17 protein-coding genes, 1 tRNA gene and 1 pseudogene are annotated in these 24,210 nt (G+C 65.9%); 3 read left to right on the forward strand and 16 right to left on the reverse strand.

Annotated elements, in window-relative coordinates; genetic code table 11:
- Positions 1-20: 20 nt before the first annotated feature.
- From FOZ74_RS11185 to FOZ74_RS11215, 8 genes and pseudogenes are all read right to left on the reverse strand, one after another.
- Complete coding sequence (locus FOZ74_RS11185; RefSeq protein WP_146913140.1) at positions 21-1,436, reverse strand: restriction endonuclease subunit S; 1,416 nt, start codon at positions 1,434-1,436, stop codon at positions 21-23.
- Positions 1,433-3,181, reverse strand: coding sequence for a type I restriction-modification system subunit M (locus FOZ74_RS11190; RefSeq protein WP_255437577.1), 1,749 nt, complete (start codon positions 3,179-3,181; stop codon positions 1,433-1,435). Before FOZ74_RS11190 ends, FOZ74_RS11185 begins: the two co-directional genes overlap by 4 nt.
- Positions 3,182-3,598: 417 nt before the next feature.
- Positions 3,599-3,673 (reverse strand): annotated as a pseudogene (locus FOZ74_RS16565) (hypothetical protein); the annotation flags it as partial.
- Positions 3,674-4,605: 932 nt separating this feature from the next.
- Positions 4,606-5,589 carry an IS5 family transposase gene (locus FOZ74_RS11195; RefSeq protein WP_146911817.1) on the reverse strand — a complete coding sequence of 328 codons (984 nt, stop codon included), beginning with the start codon at positions 5,587-5,589 and terminating at the stop codon, positions 4,606-4,608.
- Between the two features lie 151 nt (positions 5,590-5,740).
- Positions 5,741-6,367 (reverse strand): hypothetical protein, encoded by a 627-nt coding sequence (locus tag FOZ74_RS11200; RefSeq protein ID WP_146913142.1) that lies wholly within the window; start codon positions 6,365-6,367, stop codon positions 5,741-5,743.
- A 1,378-nt stretch (positions 6,368-7,745) separates the two neighbouring features.
- Complete coding sequence (locus tag FOZ74_RS11205) at positions 7,746-9,008, reverse strand: tyrosine-type recombinase/integrase (RefSeq protein WP_146913143.1); 1,263 nt, start codon at positions 9,006-9,008, stop codon at positions 7,746-7,748.
- Between the two features lie 227 nt (positions 9,009-9,235).
- A complete protein-coding gene (locus FOZ74_RS11210) occupies positions 9,236-9,574 on the reverse strand; it encodes a rhodanese-like domain-containing protein (RefSeq protein ID WP_146913144.1) in 339 nt (112 codons plus the stop codon).
- Between the two features lie 17 nt (positions 9,575-9,591).
- On the reverse strand, positions 9,592-10,299 hold the full coding sequence (locus tag FOZ74_RS11215; protein WP_146913145.1) for a protein-L-isoaspartate O-methyltransferase family protein: 708 nt from the start codon (positions 10,297-10,299) through the stop codon (positions 9,592-9,594).
- Positions 10,300-10,403: 104 nt separating this feature from the next.
- On the opposite strand from FOZ74_RS11215, the gene msrA reads away from it, so the two are divergent.
- Positions 10,404-10,964: a peptide-methionine (S)-S-oxide reductase MsrA gene (msrA, locus tag FOZ74_RS11220; RefSeq protein WP_146913146.1), complete on the forward strand. Its 561-nt coding sequence runs from the start codon at positions 10,404-10,406 to the stop codon at positions 10,962-10,964.
- 25 nt (positions 10,965-10,989) lie between these two features.
- Here the strand turns inward: msrA and FOZ74_RS11225 are convergent, their stop codons facing one another.
- The 8 genes from FOZ74_RS11225 to trxA form a co-directional block, all read right to left on the reverse strand.
- Positions 10,990-11,586: a CbiQ family ECF transporter T component gene (locus tag FOZ74_RS11225; protein WP_146913147.1), complete on the reverse strand. Its 597-nt coding sequence runs from the start codon at positions 11,584-11,586 to the stop codon at positions 10,990-10,992.
- Between the two features lie 2 nt (positions 11,587-11,588).
- Positions 11,589-12,326: an energy-coupling factor ABC transporter ATP-binding protein gene (locus FOZ74_RS11230; RefSeq protein WP_146913148.1), complete on the reverse strand. Its 738-nt coding sequence runs from the start codon at positions 12,324-12,326 to the stop codon at positions 11,589-11,591.
- Between the two features lie 84 nt (positions 12,327-12,410).
- Positions 12,411-12,501: transfer RNA gene (locus FOZ74_RS11235), tRNA-Ser, on the reverse strand.
- 294 nt (positions 12,502-12,795) lie between these two features.
- The gene (locus FOZ74_RS11240) at positions 12,796-14,187 is read right to left on the reverse strand and encodes an MATE family efflux transporter (RefSeq protein WP_146913149.1); all 1,392 of its coding nucleotides are present in this window, start codon (positions 14,185-14,187) and stop codon (positions 12,796-12,798) included.
- A gap of 4 nt (positions 14,188-14,191) precedes the next feature.
- Complete coding sequence (locus FOZ74_RS11245; protein WP_146913150.1) at positions 14,192-15,913, reverse strand: hypothetical protein; 1,722 nt, start codon at positions 15,911-15,913, stop codon at positions 14,192-14,194.
- A 96-nt stretch (positions 15,914-16,009) separates the two neighbouring features.
- Positions 16,010-16,264 (reverse strand): type B 50S ribosomal protein L31, encoded by a 255-nt coding sequence (locus tag FOZ74_RS11250; protein WP_146913151.1) that lies wholly within the window; start codon positions 16,262-16,264, stop codon positions 16,010-16,012.
- Between the two features lie 93 nt (positions 16,265-16,357).
- Entirely contained in the window at positions 16,358-17,620 is a 1,263-nt protein-coding gene (gene rho / locus FOZ74_RS11255) for a transcription termination factor Rho (protein ID WP_146913152.1), read from the reverse strand.
- A 222-nt stretch (positions 17,621-17,842) separates the two neighbouring features.
- Positions 17,843-18,175 (reverse strand): thioredoxin TrxA, encoded by a 333-nt coding sequence (gene trxA / locus FOZ74_RS11260; RefSeq protein ID WP_146913153.1) that lies wholly within the window; start codon positions 18,173-18,175, stop codon positions 17,843-17,845.
- 102 nt (positions 18,176-18,277) lie between these two features.
- Between trxA and FOZ74_RS11265 the strand changes: the two genes are divergently transcribed.
- Both FOZ74_RS11265 and FOZ74_RS11270 read left to right on the forward strand, forming a co-directional pair.
- Positions 18,278-20,806: a PD-(D/E)XK nuclease family protein gene (locus tag FOZ74_RS11265; RefSeq protein ID WP_146913154.1), complete on the forward strand. Its 2,529-nt coding sequence runs from the start codon at positions 18,278-18,280 to the stop codon at positions 20,804-20,806.
- Positions 20,799-24,149, forward strand: a complete 3,351-nt coding sequence (locus FOZ74_RS11270) for a UvrD-helicase domain-containing protein (protein WP_146913155.1) — start codon at positions 20,799-20,801, stop codon at positions 24,147-24,149. The genes FOZ74_RS11265 and FOZ74_RS11270 overlap by 8 nt, the downstream gene beginning before the upstream one ends.
- The last annotated feature ends 61 nt before the right edge of the window (positions 24,150-24,210 follow it).

Consider the following 24,210-nt stretch of genomic DNA (forward strand, 5'->3'; position numbering starts at 1 on the left):
GAGGTGAATTTGAAGCAAAATCAGCCACCATCGCTTGCTGGATAAGCGCTGGCAGCTATTGAATTAGGAGCAATTGCGCCGCCCGCCAGCCCGCGCACGTCGATCTGGCCGGTGACGGCGGCGGAGATCAGGGCAGTGCGGCGTTCTTGCAGGAGGGTGATGGCGGAGCGGGCTTCGGTCATCAGGGTGTCGAGCTTGGCGGTTTCGCGGTCGAGGAAGGTGGCGATGGCGGTTTGTTCCTCACCGGGTGGGATCGCCAACATCATCTGGCCGATCATGGTGCCGTTCAAATTGGCAAGCCCGGTCGTGGAGTTGGATAGCAGATCAAATTGAAGTCGGGCAATGTCGTTGTTCAGGATGTACCAAGCGAGTAATGGGCTAAACGACGGCTTCATTCGCAAGCGTTGCATGAAGTTGGAATAGCAACAGCCGAGTTGCGCGATTTCATCTGTGACAAGGGTGGTCTTGCCAATGTGCAATGAACTTCCGCTTGACTTGGTGACGACGAGGTCGCCCGATTCCAGTAGAGCTGCCGCTCGTTCCGTTGCCGATAGTTTGCGCGTCGCAGCGTTTTCCAGCCGCCATTGACCGTCTACGGTTTGTTCGGTTGATCGAAGTACCAAGGTGTCATCAGTGCCATCTGGATCGTCTCCCCAGACACCGCCATCATTTCGATCAAGTAGCCATTTGAATGGACTGACCTCCCAGTGAATTGGCACCTCCCCCAGCCACTCCACGCCCGAGTCCTTCATCGGCACGTTCGGGTCCAGCCCCTTGGTCACGGCGTGGAAGATGACGGCCTGGCGCTTTTCCTGCAGCAGGGCGATCAGCTTTTCCTGCTCGGCCACCAGCGCGTCGATCTTGGCGGTTTCGCGGTCGAGGAAGGTGGCGATGTTCCTCTGCTCATTCAGCGGAGGCCAAGCAAAGGTCAGGTTGTCCAACGCATATTGCCCAAGCCCTACGCGTGTCAAACCGTTGGCTGATACCTCAAGATGCGCTTTCGTTGAGTGCGCATCGAACAAGCGCTTCACGAATGCGCCATCGATTCCAACGCTCGGTCGAATCATCGTTAGGTGGTAACCGCAGACAACACCCGGAAGGTCATCTGGCACGAAAGCCGAAATGCCTATGTCGTCTGCTGTCTCCGAATCCTTGGTGATGATGGTGTCGCCACGCTGTAGCGTGAAGCGAACAATCTGCTCATCAGTCGCCGAGGCCGCCATGAAATCCAATCCGGCGACGATGAGGTCGTTGTAGTACACGTCGGTGTAGTTACAGAGAAGCACAGGCTTTTCGCCTTCATGCATCTTCTTGTCTACGTTGCTTGGGAAAACCTCGCAGCGACGCTTAATTCGTTCAACCTCCCAATGCGCCGGCACTTCCCCCAGCCACTCCACCCCACTGTCCTTGTACTCCGGGTATCGCGGAAAACTCATGCCGACAGCCCCTTGATCATGTCCAGGATGCGGTCGGTGGTCTGCTTCAGCTCGGCGTCAATCTTCGCCAGCGGGCGCGGCGGCTTGAACACGTAGAAGTGCCGGTTGAACGGAATTTCGTAGCCCACCTTGGTCTTGTCGGGGTCGATCCAGGCGTCGGGCGCGTGGGGCAGCACCTCGCGCTTGAAGTATTCGCCCACGTCTTCGGTGTAGGGCACGTTCTCTGTGTCGCGCAGGCTGGCGTCGGGCTGGGGTTTGCCTTTTTGCTTGCCTTTCTGGCCCAGCACGATGTTGCCCGCTTCATCGCGCAGCGGGCGCTCGACGGTGATGCTGTGGTAGCCAAAGGCTTCGTTGTCGAAGATGCGGCTGATGGGGGTGCCGTCGTCTTCCTGCGCCTCGACAAAATCGCCAAACAGGCGGGTGATGCGGTCGATGTGCGCGTCGCTCAGTTCCTTGCGCTTTGACCCGAGGCTCTTGCGCATCTTCTGCCACATGCCTGACGCGTCAATCAGCTGCACCTTGCCCTTGCGCGCTGCGGGCTTGCGGTTGCTGATGATCCAGACGTAGGTGCTGATGCCGGTGTTGTAGAACATGTCGGTGGGCAGGCCGACGATGGCTTCAAGCAGGTCGTTCTCCAGCACATAGCGGCGGATTTCCGATTCGCCCGAGCCCGCGCCGCCGGTGAACAGCGGCGAGCCGTTGAGCACGATGCCGAAGCGGCTGCCGCCTTCACCCGTGGGTCGCATCTTGCTGATCAGGTGCAGCAGGAACAGCATCGAACCGTCTGAGACGCGCGGCAGGCCGGGACCGAAGCGCCCGGAGAAGCCCTGGGTCTCGTGTTCACGGCGCACTTCCTTCTCGACCTTCTTCCATTCCACGCCAAACGGCGGATTGGAGAGCATGTAGTCGAAGTGCTCGCCGGGGTGGCCGTCATCGCTCAGCGTGTTGCCGAAGACGATGTTGTCCACGTTTTGGCCCTTGATCAGCATGTCCGCCTTGCAGATGGCGAAGGACTCGGGGTTGAGCTCCTGCCCGTAGACGTTCAGGCTGGCCTTGGGGTTGAGTTCGGCCAAGTATTCGCCCGCCACGCTGAGCATGCCGCCGGTGCCGGCAGTCGGGTCGTACAGGGTGCGCACCACACCGGGTTTGGACAGCGCATCGCCGTCTTCGGTGTACAGCAGGTTGACCATCAGGCGGATGATTTCGCGCGGGGTGAAGTGCTCGCCAGCGGTTTCGTTGGAGAGTTCAGCGAACTTGCGGATCAGCTCTTCGAACACCGTCCCCATGTCAGCGTTGCTCACGCGGCTGGGGTGCAGGTCCACCTGGCAGAACTTCTCGGTAACCTGGTAGAGCAGCCCGGCCTTGGACAGGCGTTCGATCTGGGCCTGGAACTCGAAGTGCTCAAAGATGTCGCGCACTTCGGGCCCGAAGCCCTGGATGTAGGCGAACAGGTTCTGCGCCACGTTGGACGGGTCGCCCAACAGCTTGTTCAGATCAAGCGGCGACTGGTTGAAGAAGGGCAGCCCGGTCTTGCGCTTGAGAAATGGCGCGGGGTTGACGCCCAGTTTTTCTTTGGCGGCCAGTTCAGCCAGCACGGCGTCCTTGGTAGGCAAGAGCACGCAGTCCAGGCGGCGCAGCACGGTGAAAGGGAGGATGACCTTACCGTAATCCGACTGTTTGTAGTCACCACGCAGCAGATCGGCAACGGACCAGATGAAGGAGGAAAGCGCGGGTTGAGGAGGCATGTGATTGAGTGTATCGATGCATTTCGAATGCGTAGGGTGCAGTGGAGCGCCACCAATCAAGCTACATCCTCGCGGGAGGCGCAAGACCCCGAATGCAGCCAGGATGAAGGGCAGGGGATCGAGGTGCCATCCATCCTCAGGATCAGCCAGTCGAACGCACTGTGCTGAGGTGCCTGTGCTCGGATAAACCTTTCGAGCGCACGGCAAAAAGAAACGTCTTGCCTGCATAGCAAGCGAGGGAGCGAAGTCGGCGGGCCCTACAGCAGCGGCCTGTCTCGGGACTGCAGGACCACGCAGAGCGCTCGCGCATCTCAGGACACCTGACGTCAGGCGCGATCGCGCCCCTGAGGTAATCCGCCATGCGCGGCAAATGTTTGCCAAACGCCTGCGCAGTACAGGAGTGGCATCCTCGAACGAAGCGAAAAACACGTAGGTGCGTTCAGTGGGCACGCCAAACAGTGGGCGCCCGGTCGCGGCGGCGACCGAGAGCATCAAAGCCACCAGGCTCTTCCCAGTACCACCATGCGCCCCACAGCGTGACCACGCCGCGAGGGCAGCGACCTTCCCAAACGTAGCGTACGGGAGGCTCGGGTGACACAAGAATGTCGCTTGTGCAGACCGTTTGCAGCAGCTCCTTTCGCGCGGAGTTAGCTTGATTGAAATGCATGGTGTTGAACCTTGCGCTGGTGGTAGGTAGAGCACACGAGCGAGCCAGCCCCCGCCACACGAATGCCCACCCGCATCAGGTAGATGCTGGTGGGGTGTATAGCGCGGAGTTTTATATGTTCTGGCTCGTCACTGCTGCAGCGGCGTGCGCTGTCCGGCCTACGGTGGCTCGTCAGCATTCCGCGCAAACAGCAGGTTGAACCGCCCCGAGACGATCGTCAAGGGATGCGAATTTCCTTGAGAAACAGTCTGACCGAGCGCCGGTGCATGCGTCGCAACCGGCGCCCCTGACAAACGTCACGGGCTGCGCTCGAGGCTACGGCACGCTCCGCAGCCTTGGGGGAGCTTCGCCCTGCGACAGCGCCCCACTAGCCGCACAACGTCTAAATAACACCCTACCAAAAGGAAAGATCGAATAAGCCCAAGGTAAAAATCGAAGAGACTACGCGGGCGCGCAAAGACGAAGCCACGAGGCCCACTGCCACGGTGATCGCCTTGCCCCGACCAACTTGGATGACACGTCGCACATCGTCGACGGATCAAGAAATTCAGTTCTCTTTACCAACTAACGTCTCACACTCGCTGACCGTGGACCTTAATCAGCATTGCCTTAGGAAGGTCTGCACAACCCGCCTCATGGCGCAAGCTGACGCGTGAACATTCACATGGTGAAACCGAAGCCGAATTTGCGTCAGATTTCCCGCTCTTTCGGCCAATTTCAGCCGTATTGCGGGCTCTCGCCCGTGCTGCAGGCGCACTCATGCCCGCGCTCCCTGCAAAATGCGCTTGCGCACCATCCACAGATTGGACAGCGCAAACAGCACCAGAAGCTGGCTGGTGTTCTTGGCCAGGCCCTTGTAGCGCACCTTGCGGTGGCCAAACTGGCACTTGAGAACTCGGAACTGGTGCTCGACCTTGGCGCGGATACGCGCCTTGACGGTCTCCATCTGATCGAGCAACACATCCAGGGGGCGGTTCTTGTCGAGCTTCTTGCGCTTGCCCGGCATCATGGCGATGTGCCAACGGGTATCGGGGTGTTGATCCTGTACTTCGCCACGCTTGTCAACACCTCGGTAGCCCGAATCTGCAAAGACTTGTGTTTCCTCGCCGTGCAACAGCGCCGCTGCCTGCGTGATGTCGTGGGCGTTGGCGGCCGTGGTGGTGACGGTGTGCACCAAGCCCGAATCGGCATCCACGCCAATGTGCGCCTTCATACCGAAGTGCCATTGGTTGCCCTTCTTGGTTTGGTGCATCTCAGGGTCGCGCTGCCCATCCTTGTTCTTGGTGGAACTGGGTGCGGCAATCAAGGTGGCATCGACCACGGTGCCGCTCTTGAGCAGCAGACCACGGGCGGCCAGTTGGGCATTGACGGTGGCAAGGATTTGAGCTGCCAGCTCGTTCCTCTCCAAGAGGTGTCGAAAGCGCAGGATGGTGCTTTCGTCGGGCAGGCGGGTGATGCCCGCGTCCAAGTGGGCGAACTCTCGGTACAGGGGAACGTCGTGCAAGGCTTCTTCCATCGCCGGGTCGGAGTGCCCGAAGAATTGCTGCAGCAGGTGAATGCGCAGCATCGTCTCCAGCGCAAAGGGAGGGCGCCCCGTCTTGCCTGCAGGCGCGTGCGGTGCAATCAGCGCCAGAAGATCAGGCCATGGGATGACGGCATCCATCTCATCGAGGAATGCACGCTTGCGCGTCCTCTTGGGGGAAAGTTCAAATCCGCTTGTGGCAAGGCTCATTTGCTTCATGGGTGTTCAACGTCCGAGGGGCTCAGGTGGTGGACTTTTGCAGACCTTTCCTTAAGTGTCCCACGAAGCCATATCAGGTAACAGCGCCTTGTCGAGGTGGGGGGAGGCTCGCGAAGCGAGGGGGCACAGCCCCCCCCAAGAGAGGGGGAGGCTACAGCGCGAAACACTCACCGTGTGCAACTTTGCGCAGGTAGTAAAGCGCCGGCAGCTCGCCTGCATAGCCGTGCCGACGCGCGTATTCCAACAGCGTCTTTGACTGCTCGCGCACGCCGTGAAATCCCGGCTGATTTGCCAGGCGCTGCAAGTGCGCCGCGAGTTCGTCAGGACGCCGCCGGTGTCTCGCGTCGCCGAGCATCGCATAGTGCTCCTTCATCTCCGCCTTCGGCCGTCGCCAGGTCCACGCGGCGCGCCCGCGAGCGGCGTGCCGCACAAGTTCGTAGCCCAAAAACACAAGACGCTTTTTGCTCGCCACGTCCTCTAGCTTCTCGGACGCGCTGAGCTCGCCGGGGGTGAACAGTAGCGCCCAGTCGGCCTCCACCTCTTCCTTTGGCCAGTACAGCGCAAGAATCGCATTTGCCTGACCATGCTGCTTTCTGGTCAGCCGCTGGGCTGGCGTTGCGCCAATCGCGTGTCGCTCGTGCAGCTTCTTGATGACGCGCTCGACTTTCTTTGCATCGACTTTTCCAGTCACGTAGCGCGTATAGCCGCGACCCGCGGCGTCAAGAACGCGCGTGAGCGCCGCGGTTTTCGAGCGAGAAATGGGGGTCGATGCGGGCATCGCGACATCCTTTTTTTTTGAGCTGATGACCCGTCTAGCGACAACCCAATCACATTGCGAGCGGACGCGTGCAATGTGAGGCGCGTTAGCGCTTTACTTCCGCGCTAGCGCGCGTGGTTGTTATGTGATTTGCGTAAGCAAGCTTGCATTTAAAGATGTTCCTTGATGCCGCCAGCCGGCGGCATCAATCAATCGCTACACGAGGCAGGGCCGAGTGAGCGACGCGCGACACAGAAATGTGACGCGCACGCACGCAGCGCGCAGTCTGCCCCCTGTACCCGTACTCGGGCGCGGACGGGTACAGCGGGCAGACTGCCAACTGCAAAACACACGCGGGGGAAACCCCACGCTCTTCCTTGCCAGGGAGAGCAAACCGCTTTAGCTGCATGCCGGGTAACGCTGGCTGGTGCGGCTGAGTCGGGCGCCGGGAGACGACAGTCTCCCCTCGACCCAATCTCTCTGCACAACGCTGTTGTGCATCGATTGTTGGGCGACACGGAAACGGGAGGTGCAGTAATGCACTGATACTGTCTGCACAGATGCGCGCTCGGGAGAGCGACGGCACTGCAGACAGTCCCTGTTCAAATCGAAGCGGTGGGCCACGATGTGGCGAATCCGCGCCGGGGGGCGTTCGGAAGACGAACGGCGCAACCCGGACTCAGCAGGTGGGCTGATGAGGCCGCAGAAATGCGGCAGGGGCATGAGGGGAAACCTGGACTGCTCGGCACTGCGCGAAAGCGCAGGTCTCTGGATAGCTTAAGCCTGTAAGTGGGGGTGTGAGTCCCCCATCTGAGTCAAAACCCTTGGGTACGAGCTGCAGAAAGCTTGGTGAGTTGAAGACAAGTAGCGGCGGGTAAGCCTAGCTACGGAACATCGTAGGCCGAAAGCGGCGCAAGCCGCGAAGCGTATGCGATGTCGCTACTTCGAGACTCCGTATCCCCAAATCGCCAGTGAAAAGCTGGCGGCGGGTTTGACGATTTGAGCTAACGTGGGAATCTCTGACGGCTAGCGCGTGTGGCACCGCGCAGCGTCCGTGGGACGCAAGCACAAGAGAGGGAGCGCTGGTGATTAGCCTTCGAGCGACCTCCGAGTTTTAACCAAACAAGGGGTGAGCGAGCGTCTGCATTCCCGTGCAGATGCAGGCGAAAGCTGGCAGCGGTTGAAAAGCGTGTGCGCTCTCGCAAGCGAGAGCGTTTTGAGCGTGGCAGCTCATTGCAGTGATAGCCCCGACGTGCTTGGCAGCACAGGGGCGAAGAACTCGATTTTGACGAATCGAGGGCGAGCGATAGATTGACGATACAGCCGAAGACCATGCCAAAAATCCTTATTTTTTTTTGGCACCCGTCGGCATGGCTCGGCGACTGCGTTCTTCACGCAGTCAGGTCTTTTTCGCTTGATTCACGCCCCCTTTTTTCGGGGGCGTTTCTTCGTGCGTTTGGCAGTATTCTGCCCACGCCTGCATCAATTCGCGACGCTTGTCAAGTGCATCTGCGCGCCAGTACGCAGCTTCAACTTTGCCCTTGGTGACATGCGCTAGGCTGAGTTCGGCGAGCTCTCGCGGCCAATTGCCGGCTGCAGCCCAGTCTCTAAACGACGAACGAAACCCATGTGGCACGCAATCGACGTTCATTCGGCGCAGCACCGCCGTTAAGCTCATGTCCGACAGCGGGCCCCGAGCGCCTGGAAAAACGTAGGGAGAGTCGGCAACGCCGGGCAGCTTTTTGAGAAGCGTGACCGCCGCTGCGGAGAGCGGCACGCGATGTTCGCGCCCAGCTTTCATGCGGCCCGCAGGGATAGTCCAAAGTCGATTTTCGAAGTCGAGCTCATCCCATGTCGCACCTCGCACTTCGCCGCTCCGTGCAGCGGTGAGAATCGCGAATTCAAGCGCTCGCGCTGCTGCGCCGTCGCGCTTGCGCAATGCGGCAATGAATGCCGGGATGTCAGCATACGGTAGCGCCCTGTGGTGCTCGGTCTTTTGAATCTTGCCCGGGGCCGGCAGCAGCGCGTCAAGATGCCCGCGCCAGGCCGCGGGGTTCTCGCCGCTGCGGCGGTAGCCGCTCGCTGCCGCCCAATCAAGCACGCGCTCGATGCGACCGCGTAGTCGAGACGCTGTCTCGTTTTTTGCGAGCCACAGTGTTGACTCGCCGCCGACCGGCTGAGTCAGCACAGCGAGAACGTGCCGGCGCTCGATCTCGCTAACAGGCAGCGCTCCCAACACCGGAGAGGCGTACTGCGCGAGCGTGCTGCGCCACTGCGCACGATGCTTCGCGTTGCGCCATTCGACGCCCTTCGCGTCCAAAAATCGCTCAACGCAAAAATCAAACGTTTTTTCTGTGTTTGCGAGCTGCTCGGCGGCAAGCCGCTTGCGCTTGCTCGTCGCGGGCTCGGGCACTTCGCCGGCGCGGATACTGTCATGCACCGCGCGCGCAGCGTCGCGTGCTGCAGCGAGGCTGACTCCGGGGTACGCTCCGAGCCCCCAATCTTTCCGCGTGCCAGCGACGACGACGCGCAGCACCCACGACCGCCAGCCGGTCGGCGACACGAGCAAATGCAATCCTTGAACGCCGCCGACGGCCCGGCGCCCCGGCTGCTTGATGGCAGCTACTGCACGTTCAGAAAGTTGTTTTGCGATGCGTGGCATGAAGTCTCCGCCAAACTCAACATTACCACATCCCGCCCACATAAAACATTGGAACGCGCGAAAATGCGCGGGAACTCACGGGAAGATATTTTTCATATTATTCATATAAATCAGCGACTTACGATGCCACATGACGATGCTTGAGAACCCATTATGGCGGACTTCGTCTCCGCCAAGACAAAGAACGCACCCTCGTGGTGCGTTTTTTTGCCTTGCGCGCCTGCGGCTCAGTAGCAGGGAATGTCTGGATCGAGCTCGAGCGACCATGCGTGGATGCCGCCCGCCACGTTGGCGACATCCTCGAAGCCTTGCTGCTGCAAATAGAGCGCCACCTGCATGCTGCGCCCGCCCAGGTGGCACAGGCAGGCCAGCGGGCGGGTCTTGTCCAGCTCTTCCAGGCGGGCGGGCAGTGTTGCCATGGGGATGCTGATGCATTCCAGGCCGCGCGGGGCGACGTGCGCGAGCTTCAGCTCCCAGGGTTCTCGCACGTCCAGCAGCAGTGGACCGCGCTCGCTGCGCGCGGCCAGCCAGGCCTCGAGATCGCGAGGGCGTACCTGCGGGACCATGGCAGACGGGCGTGCTTTCAGAACTTGAACTGCGACGGCTGCGGGAAGTGGCGCAGCCGTGCGGTGACCACATCCCACGGCTCGGTGGTGGAAAACCCGTTGCCGCTGCGCTCCATGAAGGTCGCGCGCATCATCGGCTTGAAACCGACGATGGCGCCGAGCCGGCCGTCCGGTGCCAGCAGGTCCAGCAAGGCTTGGGGCACCTGTGCGACCGAACCGCTGAGAACGATCACGTCGTAGGGGCCACCCGCGATTGCTTCGGCGGCGTTCGCATGCAGCACGCGCGCGTTGGTGATGCCGGCCCGGGCCAGGTTGGCGCCGGCCATGCGCGCCAGCCGTTCTTCGATTTCGAGTGAGGTGACGTCCGCCGTCAGGCTTGCCAGCATCGCGGCCATGAAGCCCGAGCCCGCGCCGACCTCGAGGACGCGGTCGCTGGCCTTGAGTTTGAGGTCCTGCAGCATGCGCGCTTCGACACGTGGCGCCAGCATGATCTGGCCCAGCCGGATGGCCTCGACCGGATCGTCGTGCAGCGGGATCTCCATGTCCGTGAACGCCATGTCGCGGTAGGGCGCGGGCACAAAGTCTTCCCGGTGCAGACGCTGCATCACTTCCAGCACTTGAGCGTCGGAGACGTCCCAGGGGCGCACCTGTTGCTCGATCATGTTGTAGCGCGCCTGCTCGAGGCGATCGCTGGGGTCGGCGAGCGTGTTCAAGGGCAGATTCATGCAGTTACTCCGAAGGCAGACCACGGCACGGTGGCAAACCTGCTATTTTAGGCAGTACGGTTGCCGCAGCGGCGCTTGTATCCGCTCTGGCGCAACCGGTTTTCATGGAGTGCATTGTGGCGAATGAACAAGTCATCACACTGGGCGGCGGTTGCTTTTGGTGCACGGAGGCGGTTTTCGAGCGGGTGCGCGGCATCACCGCGCTGCAAAGTGGCTACGCCAATGGTCGGGTGGAGCGTGCGCCCAGCTACGAAGAGGTCTGCTCGGGCAGCACCGGCTGCGTCGAGGTGGTGCAGCTGCGCTTTGATCCGTCGCAGATCAGCCTGCAGAGCGTGCTGGAGATCTTCTTTGCCACGCACGACCCGACCCAGCTTGACCGCCAGGGCAACGATGTGGGTACGCAATACCGCAGCGGCATCTACTACAGCGAGCCCGAGCACGGTCAGATTGCGCGCGAGATGGTGCGCGAGCTGCAGGCCGAGGGCATATTCACCGCGCCCGTGGTGACCGAGATCGTGCCGCTTGCCGCCTTCTGGCCGGCAGAAACCTACCACCAGGAGTACTACCGCAACAACCCCGACCAGGCGTACTGCAGCTTCGTGGTGGGACCCAAGGTGGCGAAATTTCGCAAGGCCTTTGCCACCCATCTGAAGGAAGGCGCGTAGCGCTCACGCGGCATTGCGCGCAGCTTCAGTCCCGCCCCAGGCGCACGTAGAGTGCGTCGCCTGCGCTGCGCATGGTCTTGAGCATCTGCACCGTGAGAGGCGCAACCAGCCGCAAGCCGCCGGCGCGGCCGGTGCGCACGCGGTGCGCCTCGTCAAGCTTTTTCCACTGGATGAAGAAATGCTCGGTAAAGCGCAGCATCAAGGCCAGCTGCAGCGACAGCTGTTCGGGCTGGACGCCGAGCGGGCGCAGTGGCTCGAGCAGGCGCTGCAGCACCTCGACGATATCGCTGCTGCGTGTGGTGACGGTGAAGGCGATGCCGAGCATGCAGACGCTGGCCAGGCGCAAGGCACTGGCCAGCCCCGTCTGCCAGGTGCCCATCCAGGCGTGAAACGCAGCGACCAGCGCTGCGGCGGCGGTGACCGACCCAAGCAGGCGCCGCGAGCCCAGCGTGGCCTGCCCGAGGCTCGCGTAGAGCGCCGCGCACAGCAGGGAAGCGGCGGCCAGGGCACCGGGCTGGCTGGTGGCAAACAACAACATGCCTGCCAGGGACAGCGCCAGCAGCTTGGCTCCAGCGCTCCCATGGTGCAGCCAGGTGGTGTATTCGCTGTAGAGACTGCCCATGGTCACCCGTCGCCGGTTGCGTTGGCAAAGTTGCGCCGGGCCTCTGCTTCATAGGCCGGGCAGACTTCCCGGCCAGGGCCGTCGGCCCGTACCCGGCCATCCTCCAGCCAGATCACGCGCGCAAAGTCGCGCACGGGATGCAGCACATGGGTAGAGATGATCACCTGTTGCGTGCAGCGGCGTATGTCGGCCGCCAGGCGCAGCTGGCCTGGCAAGTCCAGGCTGGCGTAGGGTTCATCAAGCAGCAGCACCCGGGGCCGGGCGAGCAGCATCGCCAGCCAGCACACCCACTGGCGCTCGCCCTGGCTCAGCGTGCCCATGGCCCTGTCGGCCCAGTGCAGCAGGCCGTGTTGCTCCAGAAATTGGAGCGCTCCGCTGCGAGCCCCCTTGCGATTGCCGTCATGGGCGCTGCGCCATGACAACTGGAGCTCTTCCGCAACCGTCGGGAAAATGATCTGGTCGTCCGGGTTCTGGAACATCAGGCTCGCGAGCCGCCCGCCTGGAGACCCATGGGCGCGACGGGCCATATCGGCGGCTTGTCCAGCCCAGCTCAGACTGCCTTGTTGCGGCGCGTCCAGGCCCACGAGCAGGCGCAGCAGGCTGGATTTGCCAGCCCCGTTGTGCCCGATCAGGGCGATGCGCGCTTCATCCAGGTCGAGGCTGAGGTTCTGGAAGATCGTGCGTTGGCCGCGGCGCAGACCAATGCTGCGCAGCCGCCAGCCGGGGGAGGGTGCAGTCACTGTGCCGTGAAACAGGAACGAGGGTGTACGACGGCGGGCCCGTCGGGGCCCCTGCCGGGATCAGCGGCCATGAGCCAGAAATGCTGGCGGAGAGGGCGGGATTCGAACCCGCGGTGGGCTATTAACCCACACACGCTTTCCAGGCGTGCGACTTAAACCGCTCATCCACCTCTCCGCGAAGCCCGCAATTGTAGTCTGTTCGGGCTGCAGAAACGCGCTTTGGCCCCCAACTGCACGGCGTTGCACCGGGCATGTTCATACCATGGACGCCAAACCATCGCGCGCCCTCGAGCGTGATGGTGTCGAAGCCCCAAATGGTGTGGCGCTGCGGGTCGCTGGCGAACATTTCGATCAGATACTTGCCCGGGGCAAGCGCTTCTTTGGTCCACTGCAGCCCGTCGATTCGGCAGTAGCGACACACCAAGGCCGGGGGCGAAAGCGCCGCTTGCTCGCTCCGATTTTTGCAGGTTCAAGCGCTGTCCATCCTTGAAGCGCCCGCAGTCCTGCGGGTCTGGCTCGGAGACCGGGTATGCCAGCGCAGGGCGCGGGTCAGCAGCCACAGCAGCACCAGCGCGGTGATGGCCAGCGCGGCGGTACTTGCGCCCCAGAACGGCAGCGGAGAAGGCCATGGCCCGTAACCCTGCCAGCCGCGATAGGCGATGGTGTAGCCGCCACCCAGACCCAGACCCCAGAGCAGCACGCCATAGATCAGCAGCGGCGCCAGCGTGATGCGGTAGCTGCGCAGCACGAAGATGCACAGCGTCTGCATCGAGTCCGCCACGTGGTAGACGGCTACCCAGGCCAGCAGGGCAGTGGCCAGCGCGGCCACATCGGTGCTCGTGGTGTAGAGCGCCGCCAAAGGTGTACGGGATAAAAAAAGGATAGCTGCCAACGCACACCCGATAAGGGCTGAGGCCATAAAACCTTGCAAAGCCAGCTTGGCAGCCTGAGTTTCCTCGCCGGCGCCGCGGCAGAAGCTCACATGGGCGCTGACCGCTATCGCCAGCGACAGCGGCACCATGTAGAGCACCGCCGCAAGATTGGCGGCAATCTGGTGCGCCGCGGCCGCGAGCGCGCCCTGGCGCGCGATGAAAAGCGCCATCAGCGTGAAGGATGTGACCTCTACCGTGATGGACAGCGCCGCCGGCAGGCCCAGACGCAAGAACTGCCGCAGCTCTGCCCAGTCGGGCGCCTGCGGCCGGTGCCACAGCGCCAGGCGCCGAAACGATGGGTGGCGCGCCAGCATCGCCAGCGCCACGCCGAGCAGCAGGTAGTTGACCACCAGCGTCGCCCAGGCGCAGCCCGGCGCGCCCTGGGGCGCAAGACCGGCGCCGCCGAAGGTGAACCACAGCGACAGCGGCAGCTTGGGCAGCAGCGAAGCCAGCTGCAGCCAGGTGACGAACTGCGGCCGGTCGACCGCCTGGCTGAGCGTGCTGTAGATGCGAAACAGCAGCGCCGGCGGCAGCGCGAAGGCGAGTATCGCCAGGTAGCTGCGCACCTCGGTCTGCAGGGCGCCCGGCACCTCGGTTGCGCGCAGGACGGCGCCCGGGTGCAGCAGGATGGCCATGCCGAGCGCACTCGCTGCCAGCCACAGATACAGCGTCTGGCGCACGCTGGCACCGATGGCCTGCGGGCGCCGTGCGCCGTGCAGTTCGGCCCAGATCGGCAACAGCGCCTGAAAGAGCCCCATCACCGCGACGTAGACGCTCACGAACACCGCCGAACCTATGGACAGCGCTGCCAGCGAGTCCTGCGAATAGCGGCCGGTCACGATGGTGTCCGTCACCCCGAAGGCCATCACTGCCAGCTGCCCCACCAGCACCGTGAGGGCGTGGTGGGCGATGCCCGAGCGCGCCGCCATGCTTTCAGTGCGCCGGGTGGCGCAGCATGAGCACGAGCTGGTCGCGCCTGTCCGTCGGGCGCGTGACGATGGCCGCCTGCTGCCACTGCGCGTCCGCAAACACCTGGCCCGCGGCCCAGTCGCCGTCCGGATCGACGATGGCCCAGCGGCAGGTCGGAGCCTGCTCGGGCGTAGCCATGGGCAGCTGGCCGTAATAGCGCAGCGCAGCCACCAGCGGCTGGTCCAGCCCGTAGCCCGCTACACAGTCGCCGGACCGCAGGCGGCTGGCCGGTTCGACCTTGTCCACCGCCTCGCGCAGCAGGCGCACCTGGGGCGCGTAGCTGCGTCCGTAGTCCAGCAGCGGCAGCCACAGCGTCATCAAGAGTACCCAGCCCAGCGCGGCGCCGCCGGCGGGCAGCACCAGGCTCTTCCAGATGGCCGGCCTGTGGCGTGCTGTGCGCCAGCGCACCAGCGCGCACCAGGCCAGCGTGGCGGCCAGAGCCAGGAGGAAGGCCAGCGGTTCAAAGCGGCTTTGAAAACCCGGTGCCAGCCGCGCCACATTGGCGGCCGGCTGCGCCGGAAAGCCGGTCTGCACCGCCAGCCAGATGACCCAGATGGCGATGGCGCAGACGCTGAAGAACAGCAGCGTGAACCAGTCGATGGCGGCCGCGACGCCGCGCTTGAGCGTGGGCAGCGCAAACGCCGCCAGGATGGCCAGCGCCGGCAAGCCCTGCAGCAGCGCGCGGTCGGCGGGCTCGGTGGCGAAGGCGGCCACCACCGGGACCAGCGCAAACCACAGCGGCAGCACGATGTGGCTCGCGCCGTGGCGCAGCGGGTGGCGCCAGCGCCACAGCGTCCACAGCGCCAGCAGCCAGGTCGGCCAGGCGAACCAGACCAGCAGCCGCACCAGCGTGGCCCAGCTTTGCGCGTTGGCCGGCAAGGCCAGGCGCCATTGCCAGGCCTGGGTCCACCCGGCGAGCACGGCAATCGCGGCGGTCTGTGCCGCGAAGGCGATCAGCGTGCGCGAAAGCCCGATCGGCGTGCCGTCGGGCGTGCGCGCCCTGCTCGCCACGGCCGCCGCGCCTGCCGCCAGCAGCAGAGCCATGGTCGGCGCGCCGCTGAGCGCAAGCAGCGCGACACCGCCGAGCGTGGCCGCCAGTGCCCGCCCGCCCGGGCGGTGCAGCCAGGCGGCGCTGCCGCTGAGCAGCAGCGCCGTGCCCGCGAGCTGGCTCAGGTAGCTGGTGGCCTCGTGGGAGAACTGTGCCAGGCCGAGCGTGGCGATGAGCGCCAGCAGCGCGGCGTCCGCCATGGCGCGGGCATAGTCGACCGCGCGCGCCTCGCCGCCGAAGGCAAAGGCCACGGGCTGGGCCTGCGGGCTCTGCGCCAGACGCCAGGCGGCGCGCCAGGTGCTTGCCAGTACCAGCACCAGCAGCGCCACGAAGGGCAGGCGCGACGTGGCCTCCATGGACAGCCAGCCCTGGCCCAGCCAGATCGCGCCCGCTCCCAGCCACAGCGGCAGCAGGCCGGGAGTGTCCGGGCCCAGGCCGGCCAGTGTGGGCTGCAGCCAGTTCGTCTGCCCGAGCGCGATCTCGCGCATGAAGGCAAAGGCCTGCATGTCGTCGCCGCGCCAGGGGTCGCGCCCGAAGAAGCCGGCCAGCACATAGACCGCGCACAGCAACCACAGCACCTTGCGGGGCAGCGGGCGCACTGCCGCTTGGGCGACGATGGCGGGGCTGGGGTGCATCAGGCGGAAAGCGTGAACAAAAAAGGCAGCGCGGCGTGCCGGGCTGCCTGGTTGCGCCGGGGCAGCATGCCCACAGAACGCGGTGTGCGGGTGCTGCGCTCAGCGGGCGCTGGTGCGTCCAAAGCGGTTGCGGAACTTCTCGACGCGCCCGCCCATGCTGTCCACCGACTTCTGCGTGCCGGTGTAGAAGGGGTGCGACTCGCTGGAAGTGTCGAGCTTGTACAGCGGGTACTCCTTGCCCTCGAAGGTGTCGGTTTCCTTCGTCGTGACGCACGAGCGCGTGACGAACTTGAAGCCGTTGGAGAGGTCCACGAACAGCACTTCGCGGTAGTCGGGGTGTATGCCTTCACGCATGATGAAATCCTATGGGGGTAAAAGCCGGGAGCCGCGCCAGCGCTTCTGGCGTACTTTCCGAGAAACCGCGCATTATATAGAAAGCGCCCTCAATCAACCGCCGCGGCGCATGGCTTCGAAGAAGTCGACGTTGCTCTTGGTCTCGCGCATTTTCTTGATCATGAGCTCCATGGATTCGATCTCGTCCATGTTGTACATGAACTGGCGCAGGATGCGGGTCTTTTGCAGTACCTCGGGCGCCAGCAGCAGCTCTTCGCGGCGCGTGCCGCTCTTGTTGAGCTCGATGGCGGGGAACACGCGCTTTTCGTACAGGCGCCGGTTCAGGTGCAGCTCGCTGTTGCCCGTGCCCTTGAACTCCTCGAAGATCACCTCGTCCATGCGGCTGCCGGTGTCGACCAGCGCGGTGGCGATGATGGTGAGCGAGCCGCCTTCCTCGATGTTGCGCGCCGCGCCGAAGAAGCGCTTGGGGCGCTGCAGCGCATTGGCGTCCACGCCGCCGGTGAGCACCTTGCCGGAAGACGGCACGACGTTGTTGTAGGCGCGCGCCAGGCGGGTGATGGAGTCCAGCAGGATGACCACGTCCTGGCCGAGTTCGACCAGGCGCTTGGCGCGCTCGATCACCATCTCGGCCACGTGGACGTGGCGCGTGGCCGGCTCGTCGAAGGTGGAGGCGATGATCTCGCCGCGCACCGAGCGCTGCATCTCGGTCACTTCCTCGGGGCGCTCGTCTACCAGCAGCACCATGAGGATCACGTCCGGATAGTTGGAGGTGATGGCATGGGCGATGTGCTGCATCATCACCGTCTTGCCGCTCTTGGGCGGCGCGACGATCAGCGCGCGCTGTCCGCGCCCGATGGGGGCGATGATGTCGATGATGCGGCCGGTGATGTTCTCCTCGCCCTTGATGTCGCGCTCGAGTTTCATCTGCTCCTTGGGGAACAGCGGCGTCAGGTTCTCGAACATCACCTTGTGCTTGTTCTGCTCGGGCGGGTTGCCGTTGACCTTGTCCAGCTTGGTCAGGGCAAAGTAGCGCTCGCCGTCCTTGGGGATGCGCACCTCGCCCTCGATCATGTCGCCGGTGTGCAGGTTGAAGCGGCGCACCTGGCTGGGCGAGATGTAGATGTCGTCGGTGCTGGCGGTGTAGCTGGTGTCGGGGCTGCGCAGGAACCCGAAGCCGTCGGGCAGGATCTCCAGCACGCCGTCGGCGAACACCTGCTCGCCGGCCTTGGCGCGCTTCTTGATGATGGCGAACATCAGCTCCTGCTTGCGCATGCGGCCGCCGTTTTCGACGCCAAGCTCTTCGGCCTGCTTGAGCACTTCGGAGACGTGCAGGGCCTTCAATTCGTTAAGGTGCATGAAAAGACTCCGGTCAGGGAGTGGCAATGTCTGGTCAAGGAGGGGTTGGCCGTGCGCCGCAGGAAGCATCCGCGGGGGTTCGGAATGCGGGGGCAGGCCGGTGATGGCAAACCAGCTGCGCATCGGGTGTTGCGCGGTGGTGATCGGGAGAGATTATGACAGGAAAAGCCGGCACCCCCGCAGGCCGGCCGACGCCCGGGCATGCGCCCGGCACGAAGCCGCTCAGGCCAGGGTCTGGTCGATGAAGGCGGTCAGCTGCGCCTTGCTCATCGCGCCCACCTTGGTGGCGGCGAGCTGGCCGTCCTTGAAGATCATCAGCGTGGGGATGCCGCGGATACCGAATTTGGCGGGCACTTCGCGGTTATCGTCCACGTTCATCTTCGCGATGGTGAGTTTGCCTTCATAGGTGCCCGCCACTTCGTCGAGCACCGGTGCGATCATCTTGCAGGGGCCGCACCATTCGGCCCAGTAGTCCACCAGCACCGGGGAAGAGGACTTGAGGACGTCGGCTTCGAAGCTTGCGTCCGAGACGTGTTTGATCAATGCGCTGGCCATGGTTTTCCTGTACGGCGGTTGGCAGCAGGGGGCTGGCGCCGGACGCTGCACACGGGGTAAATTCGTTTGATTGTGACAGAAACAGCCATACCTGATGACGCCATGGTTGCTGCCCGCCAGGGCGCGCCGGCGCCGCTGACCGGACCCTGGCCGCACTGGCTGGGCGAGGTGCATGCGCAGGCCCGCGGCCGCGGCGCGCACCTGGCGCGCACCGTGGTGCTGCTGCCCTATGCCCACCTGCTGCCGGTGGCCAGCGCCGCCTGGGCCGCACGTTTCGCGGGCTACATGCCGCGCTTTCAGACCACGCGCAGCTGGGCGGCCGAGGCCGGCGCCTTCATTGCCGGCGCGCGCGATCTGTGCTTCGACCACGCGCGCGACCTCCTGACTGCGCGCGAACTGCTCGAGCACGCCGGCCTGGGTGCGCAGGCGCCGGCGCTGGCCGGGCGGCTGCTGGAGCTGGCGCGGCAGCTGGCCCCGCTGGCCGCGGCGCAACCCCCTGACCGGCGCGCCGACTGGCTGGAGCGCACCCACGCGCTGCTGCCCGCCGTGCACGAGGGGCCGCTGCGCCTGGAGGGCGTGCTCGGGCGCGTCGCGGCCGCCTGGGTCGCGACCTCGAGCCATGCCACCGACGTGTTGTTTGCCCCCGCGCTGGCGCGCCAGGTCGACCTGCTGGTCATCGTGCCCGGCCTGCGCCGTGAGCCCTTGCTCCAGGCCTTGGGCGCGCACTGGGGCGACAAGACGCTGACGCTGGAGCACGAGGCGCCGGCCGCCGCGGGCGCGGTGGCGCTGCACCTGGCGCTGGACGCGGAGGACGAGGCCGAGCGCGCCGCCGCCTGCGTGCTCAGCCACTTGAGCGCCGGCCGCGCGCCGGTGGCGCTCGTCGCCGTCGACCGTCTGCTCGTGCGTCGCATCAATGCGCTGCTCGGCAGTGCCGGCGTGCACGCCGGCACCGGGCTGCGCGACGAGACGGGCTGGAAGCTTTCGACCACGCACGCGGGCGCCTGCGTGCTGGTGCTGCTGCGCGCCTGCGCGCCGCGCGCATCCAGCGACGAGGTGCTCGACTGGATCAAGCTTGCGCCCGCCTGGGCGCTGCTGGACCACCGGCGGCTGGAGCAGCACTTGCGCAAGCATGCGGTGCGCGACTGGCGCGCCGCCGCCGCGCTGCTGCCTGACGACCCCCTGGTGCAGCAGGTGCAGGCGCTGCGCACCGGCCTGCTTGCCCGCCGGCCGCTCACGCAGTGGCTCGGCGACTTGCGCGCCGCGCTGCAGACCTGTGGCCTCTGGCCCCTGCTGCAGGCCGACGCGGCGGGCGCGGGGGTGATAGAGGCGCTGGGCCTGGACGATGGGGCGCTGGAGCGCTGGCAGGCCTGGGCCGGCGCGCGGGCGCCGATGTCCTGTGCCGGCTTCACGCACTGGACGGGCGAGGTGCTGGAGCAGGCCAACTTCCAGCCCGCCGTGGGCGCAACGGCGCGCGTGGTGGTGCTGCCCTTGGCGCAGCTGCTGGGGCGCAGCTTTGCGGCGCTGGTGCTGCCGGGCGCCGACGAGCGCCATCTGCCCGCCGCGCCCGAGCCGCCCGGCCCGTGGAGCGCGGCGCAGCGCCAAGCGTTGGGCCTGCCCGTGCGCGAAGAGCTGCAGCGCGAGCAGGCGCTGGCCTGGGCCCTGGCGCTGTCGGCCGGCCAGGTGGACGTGCTGCACCGCTGCGCCGATGACAGCGGCGAGCCGGTGCTCGCTTCGCCGCTCGTGCAGGCGCTGCGGCTCACGCCCGGCCTGCGCCTGCAGGAGGGCAGCGATGCGCGCATCGCGCGGGCGCTGGTGCCCCTGCCGACCCCGCGCCCGCGCGCCGTGGGCAGGCAGTTGCCGATGCAGCCGCTCTCGGCCAGCAGCTACGAGCAGTTACGCAGCTGCCCCTACCGCTTCTTCGCGCTGCGCCAGCTCGGCTTGCAGGACGAGGGCGAGCTGGACGTGGACGTGGACAAGCGCGACTGGGGCATCTGGGTGCATGCGCTGCTGCGCCACTTCCATGAAGCGCTGCAGCGCGATCCCTCGGCCGAGCGCCTGGCGCTGATGGAGGCCGCCGCGCATGAGGCTACGCGCACGCTTGGGCTGGAGGGCGAGGGGGGCGAGTTCCTGCCCTTCGAGGTGGCCTGGCCGCCGCTGCGCGATGCCTATCTCGCCTGGCTGCAGACGCACGAGGCGGCCGGCGCGCGCTTCAGCGCCGCCGAGGTGGACATCCGCGTGCAGCGCGGCCCGCTGCAGCTGCGCGGGCGCATCGACCGCATGGATACGCTCGCCGATGGCGCGGCGCTGCTGATCGACTACAAGACCGAAGCGCTCGGCAAGACCAGGGCGCGCGCCAAGGCGGGCAGTGAAGAGACGCAGCTGCCGTTCTACGCGCTGCTCTCGGACGCCGAGGCGCCGCGCGCCGCTTACCTCAACCTGGCCGAGCGCGAGCAGCCCAGCCTGCATCAACTGCCTGATCTGCAGCGCCTGGCCGCCGCCTTGCAGGTGGGCATGGCCGAGGACATGCGGCGCATCGCCGAGGGCATGCCGCTGGCCGCGCTGGGAGAAGGCAGCGTTTGCGACTGGTGCGAAGTGCGCGGCCTGTGCCGCAAGGACTTCTGGCATGAATGAGCAGCGCGCGGCCTACCAGCTCGATGGCGCGCCCTGCACGCGCGAACGCTTTTACGCCATCGCCTGCGACCCGCGCCGCAGCGTGGTGGTCGAAGCCTGCGCCGGCGCGGGCAAGACCTGGATGCTGGTCTCGCGCATGCTGCGCGCACTGCTCGACGGCTGCGCGCCGCACGAGATCCTGGCCATCACCTTCACCAGGAAGGCCGCGGGCGAGATGCGCGAGCGGCTGATGCAATGGCTGCAGGACTTCGCCCAGCCCAAGGCCGCGGCGCCGGACGAGGGCAAGCCCGCCGAAACCGCGGCGCAATGGCAGGCGCGCCTGCTCGATGAGCTGGTTTCAAGGGGAATCGAGCCGCAGCGCGCGCCGGAACTGCGTGAACAGCTATGCAATTTGTATCGAACCCTGCTGGCCCACGGCCGCCCAGTGCAGATCCGCACCTTTCATGGCTGGTTTGCCGCGCTGCTGCAGACGGCGCCGCTGTCGGTGCTCGATGAGCTTGGCCTGCCCGTCGCCCATGAGCTGCTGGAAGACGACGCCCAGGCGGTGGCCGAGGTCTGGCGCCCCTTCCTGCGCGAGGTGGCCGGCGACGAAACCCTGCGCGCCGACTACGGCGCGCTGGTGCTGGCGCTGGGCCGCACCCGCGCGCACGATGCCCTGGCCGGGGCGCTGGCGCGGCGCACAGAATTCGGCCTGGCCGATGAGGCCGGGCGGGTGCAGGACGCGGTGCCTGACTTTGACGCCGTCTACCCGCGCATGGCCGGGGTGGCCCAGCCCGCAGATTGGCTGCTGCTGCGCGAGAGCGGTCGCGAGCTGCTGCGGACCGCCGCCCGGGCGCTGCAGGGCGCGAGTGCCAAGACCTTCGCCGCCTGCGGCGAGCAGCTGCTGGCGGCGCTGCAGGCCGCCGACTTCGAAGCGGCCCGCGCGGCCTTGTTCACGCAGAAAGGCGAGGCGCGCAAGTTCAGCGACAAGGTCGCGGGCTTGGAGCAGGTGCGCGCCGCGCAGGAGGAAGTGCGTGCCGTGCTTGCGGCCGAGCAGCAGCGCCAGGCACGCCTGCACCAGCAGCGCATGACCCGCCTCGCGCGCGTGCTGATCGCGTGCTTTGCCCGGCTCAAGCGCGAGCGCGGCTGGGTGGACATGAACGATGTGGAACGCGCCGCCATGCGTCTGCTGGCCGACCATGCGCTGTCGGCCTGGGTGCAGCAGCGCCTGGACGTGCGCACGCGCCACCTGCTGGTCGACGAATTCCAGGACACCAACCCGCTGCAGTGGCAGGCGCTGCACGCCTGGCTCTCGGGCTACGCGGGCGCGGGCGGCGGGCACAGCCCGCCCAGCGTCTTCATCGTCGGCGACCCCAAGCAGAGCATCTACCGCTTTCGCCGTGCCGACCCCAAGGTGTTCAGCGCCGCGCGCGACTTCGTGGTGCAGGCGCTGGGCGGCGTCTGGCTTGCCACCGACCACACCCGGCGCAGTGCGCGCGGCGTGCTCGCGCTGGTCAATGGCGTGATGCAGGCCGCGCAGCAGGCGGGCGAGTTCAGTGACTATCGCGCGCACACCACCGAAAGCACCGCCGCTGGCGACGCGCTGGCGCTGCCCCTCATCCCGCGCCCGCCCAAAGCGACCAAAGACCTGGCCGAGCCGGAAAGCTGGCGCGACAGCCTCACCACGGCGCGGCTGGAAGAAGAGGAAACCCTGCGCACGCTCGAGTGCCGCCAGGCCGCGCGCTGGATCACCGCGCGCATCGGTGCGGGTACGGCGGCCAAAGAGATCATGGTGCTCGCGCGCAAGCGCGAGCCGCTCGGTGTGCTGCAGGCCGAGCTGCGTCGCCTGGGCGTGGCCTGCGAGCAGCCCGAAAAGAACCTGCTGGCCGAGCAGCCGGCAGTGCGCGACGTGCTCGCGCTGGTCGATGCGCTGGTCTCGCCCGGGCACGACCTGATGCTGGCGCGCGCACTCAAGTCGCCGCTGTTTGGTTGTACGGATGAAGACCTCGCGCGCATCGCCCTGGCCGTGCGCGCCGCGGGTGAAGCCCGTCCCTGCTGGCTGGAGGTACTCTCAGAAGTGGAGCTGGAGACGATTGATGAGCAAGCGCTGGCGGCCGATTTGGCTATGTATCGCGGCTGGCTGCTGAGCCTGCCCCCGCACGACGCGCTGCAGGCCATCTACCGCCACCGCGATGTGCTCGCGCGCTTTCATGCCGCGGCTCCTCCGGCCGAAGGCACGCAGGTGCTGCGCCAGTTGCGCGCGCTGCTCTCGGCCGCGCTGTCGGTGCAGGGCGGGCGCTTTCTCACCGCCTACCAGTGGCTGCGCGTGCTGCGCCGCGAACGCATCGCCCTGCCGCCCCAGGCCGCGCCGGAGGCGGTGCGCCTGCTCACCGTGCACGGCGCCAAGGGCCTGGAGGCGGACGAGGTGCTGCTGCTGGACAGCGCCAGCATCCGGCAGAACCGCGGCGAGCCCGAGGTGCTGATCGACTGGCCCGGCGATGCGCCGCTGCCCACTCGCCTGGTCTTCCTCGCCAAGGGCGGCAACCCGCCGGCGAGCGAGCAAGGCCTGGCCGACCAGGAAGCCGCCGCGCAGGCGCGCGAAGAGCTCAACGCCCTGTACGTGGCGATGACCCGCGCGCGCGCGCGCCTGGTGCTCTCGGGCTTCGAGCCGCACCAGAGCGCGGGCGGCAGCTGGTGGCAGCGCATCGAGCCGCTGGCGCAGGTCCTGGACCTGCCGCAAGAGGTGGTTTGCGCCGCGTCCTTGGCACCAAGCCTCACGCTGCTGGATTTGCCTTCTCTCCCCTTGGGCGAGGATGAGGGTGGGGGCGCAATCCATGAGCAAAATCGGGCTCAAACGCCCGTCCTGCAAGCGCCAACAGCTATCCAATCTGAAGCGCAAGCCGACAGCGATGTCTCCCGCATCGGCCAGGCCATGCACTGGCTGCTGGAACATGCGGACGAGGCGCAAGGCGGCTGGCCGAGCGATCGCATCGTGCTCGCGCGCCAGCGCTTTGCGCTGTGCGCCGCGCAGATGCAGCAGGCCGAGACCACGGCGCGGCGCATCCTCACCGGCGAGGCCGCCTGGGCCTGGTCGGCAGAGGAGGTGCTCGAAGCCTTCAATGAAGTGGAACTGGTGCATGAAGGCCGGCGCTTGCGCATCGACCGCTTGGTGCGCCGGCGCGCCGGTGCCCACGGGAGCGAGGGTTGGTGGGTGCTGGACTACAAGAGCGCCGCGCACCCCGAGCGCGACGAAGCGCTGCAGGCGCAACTGCAGCTCTATCGCGCCGCCGTCGAGCATCTGCACCCGGGGCAGACAGTGCGCGTGGCGTTCTTGAGCGGGGAGGGTCGGGTGGTCAAGGTGTGAAAAATCCAGCGCCGCTCGCAAGGGGGGAGAATCCAGCGATCCGCGTGGACCGGACTCCAGC

The sequence above is a fragment of the Comamonas flocculans genome (assembly GCF_007954405.1).
In the GTDB taxonomy this organism is placed as follows: Bacteria; Pseudomonadota; Gammaproteobacteria; order Burkholderiales; family Burkholderiaceae_C; genus Comamonas_C; species Comamonas_C flocculans.

Coding starts and splice junctions, on each gene's coding strand:
- FOZ74_RS11185 (WP_146913140.1), bottom strand. CDS start 1,436: ATGAGTTTTCCGCGATACCCGGAGTACAAGGACAGTGGGGTGGAGTGG.
- FOZ74_RS11190 (WP_255437577.1), bottom strand. CDS start 3,181: ATGCCTCCTCAACCCGCGCTTTCCTCCTTCATCTGGTCCGTTGCCGAT.
- FOZ74_RS11195 (WP_146911817.1), bottom strand. CDS start 5,589: ATGAAGCAAATGAGCCTTGCCACAAGCGGATTTGAACTTTCCCCCAAG.
- FOZ74_RS11200 (WP_146913142.1), bottom strand. CDS start 6,367: ATGCCCGCATCGACCCCCATTTCTCGCTCGAAAACCGCGGCGCTCACG.
- FOZ74_RS11205 (WP_146913143.1), bottom strand. CDS start 9,008: ATGCCACGCATCGCAAAACAACTTTCTGAACGTGCAGTAGCTGCCATC.
- FOZ74_RS11210 (WP_146913144.1), bottom strand. CDS start 9,574: ATGGTCCCGCAGGTACGCCCTCGCGATCTCGAGGCCTGGCTGGCCGCG.
- FOZ74_RS11215 (WP_146913145.1), bottom strand. CDS start 10,299: ATGAATCTGCCCTTGAACACGCTCGCCGACCCCAGCGATCGCCTCGAG.
- msrA (WP_146913146.1), top strand. CDS start 10,404: ATGGAGTGCATTGTGGCGAATGAACAAGTCATCACACTGGGCGGCGGT.
- FOZ74_RS11225 (WP_146913147.1), bottom strand. CDS start 11,586: ATGGGCAGTCTCTACAGCGAATACACCACCTGGCTGCACCATGGGAGC.
- FOZ74_RS11240 (WP_146913149.1), bottom strand. CDS start 14,187: ATGGCGGCGCGCTCGGGCATCGCCCACCACGCCCTCACGGTGCTGGTG.
- FOZ74_RS11250 (WP_146913151.1), bottom strand. CDS start 16,264: ATGCGTGAAGGCATACACCCCGACTACCGCGAAGTGCTGTTCGTGGAC.
- rho (WP_146913152.1), bottom strand. CDS start 17,620: ATGCACCTTAACGAATTGAAGGCCCTGCACGTCTCCGAAGTGCTCAAG.
- trxA (WP_146913153.1), bottom strand. CDS start 18,175: ATGGCCAGCGCATTGATCAAACACGTCTCGGACGCAAGCTTCGAAGCC.
- FOZ74_RS11265 (WP_146913154.1), top strand. CDS start 18,278: ATGGTTGCTGCCCGCCAGGGCGCGCCGGCGCCGCTGACCGGACCCTGG.
- FOZ74_RS11270 (WP_146913155.1), top strand. CDS start 20,799: ATGAATGAGCAGCGCGCGGCCTACCAGCTCGATGGCGCGCCCTGCACG.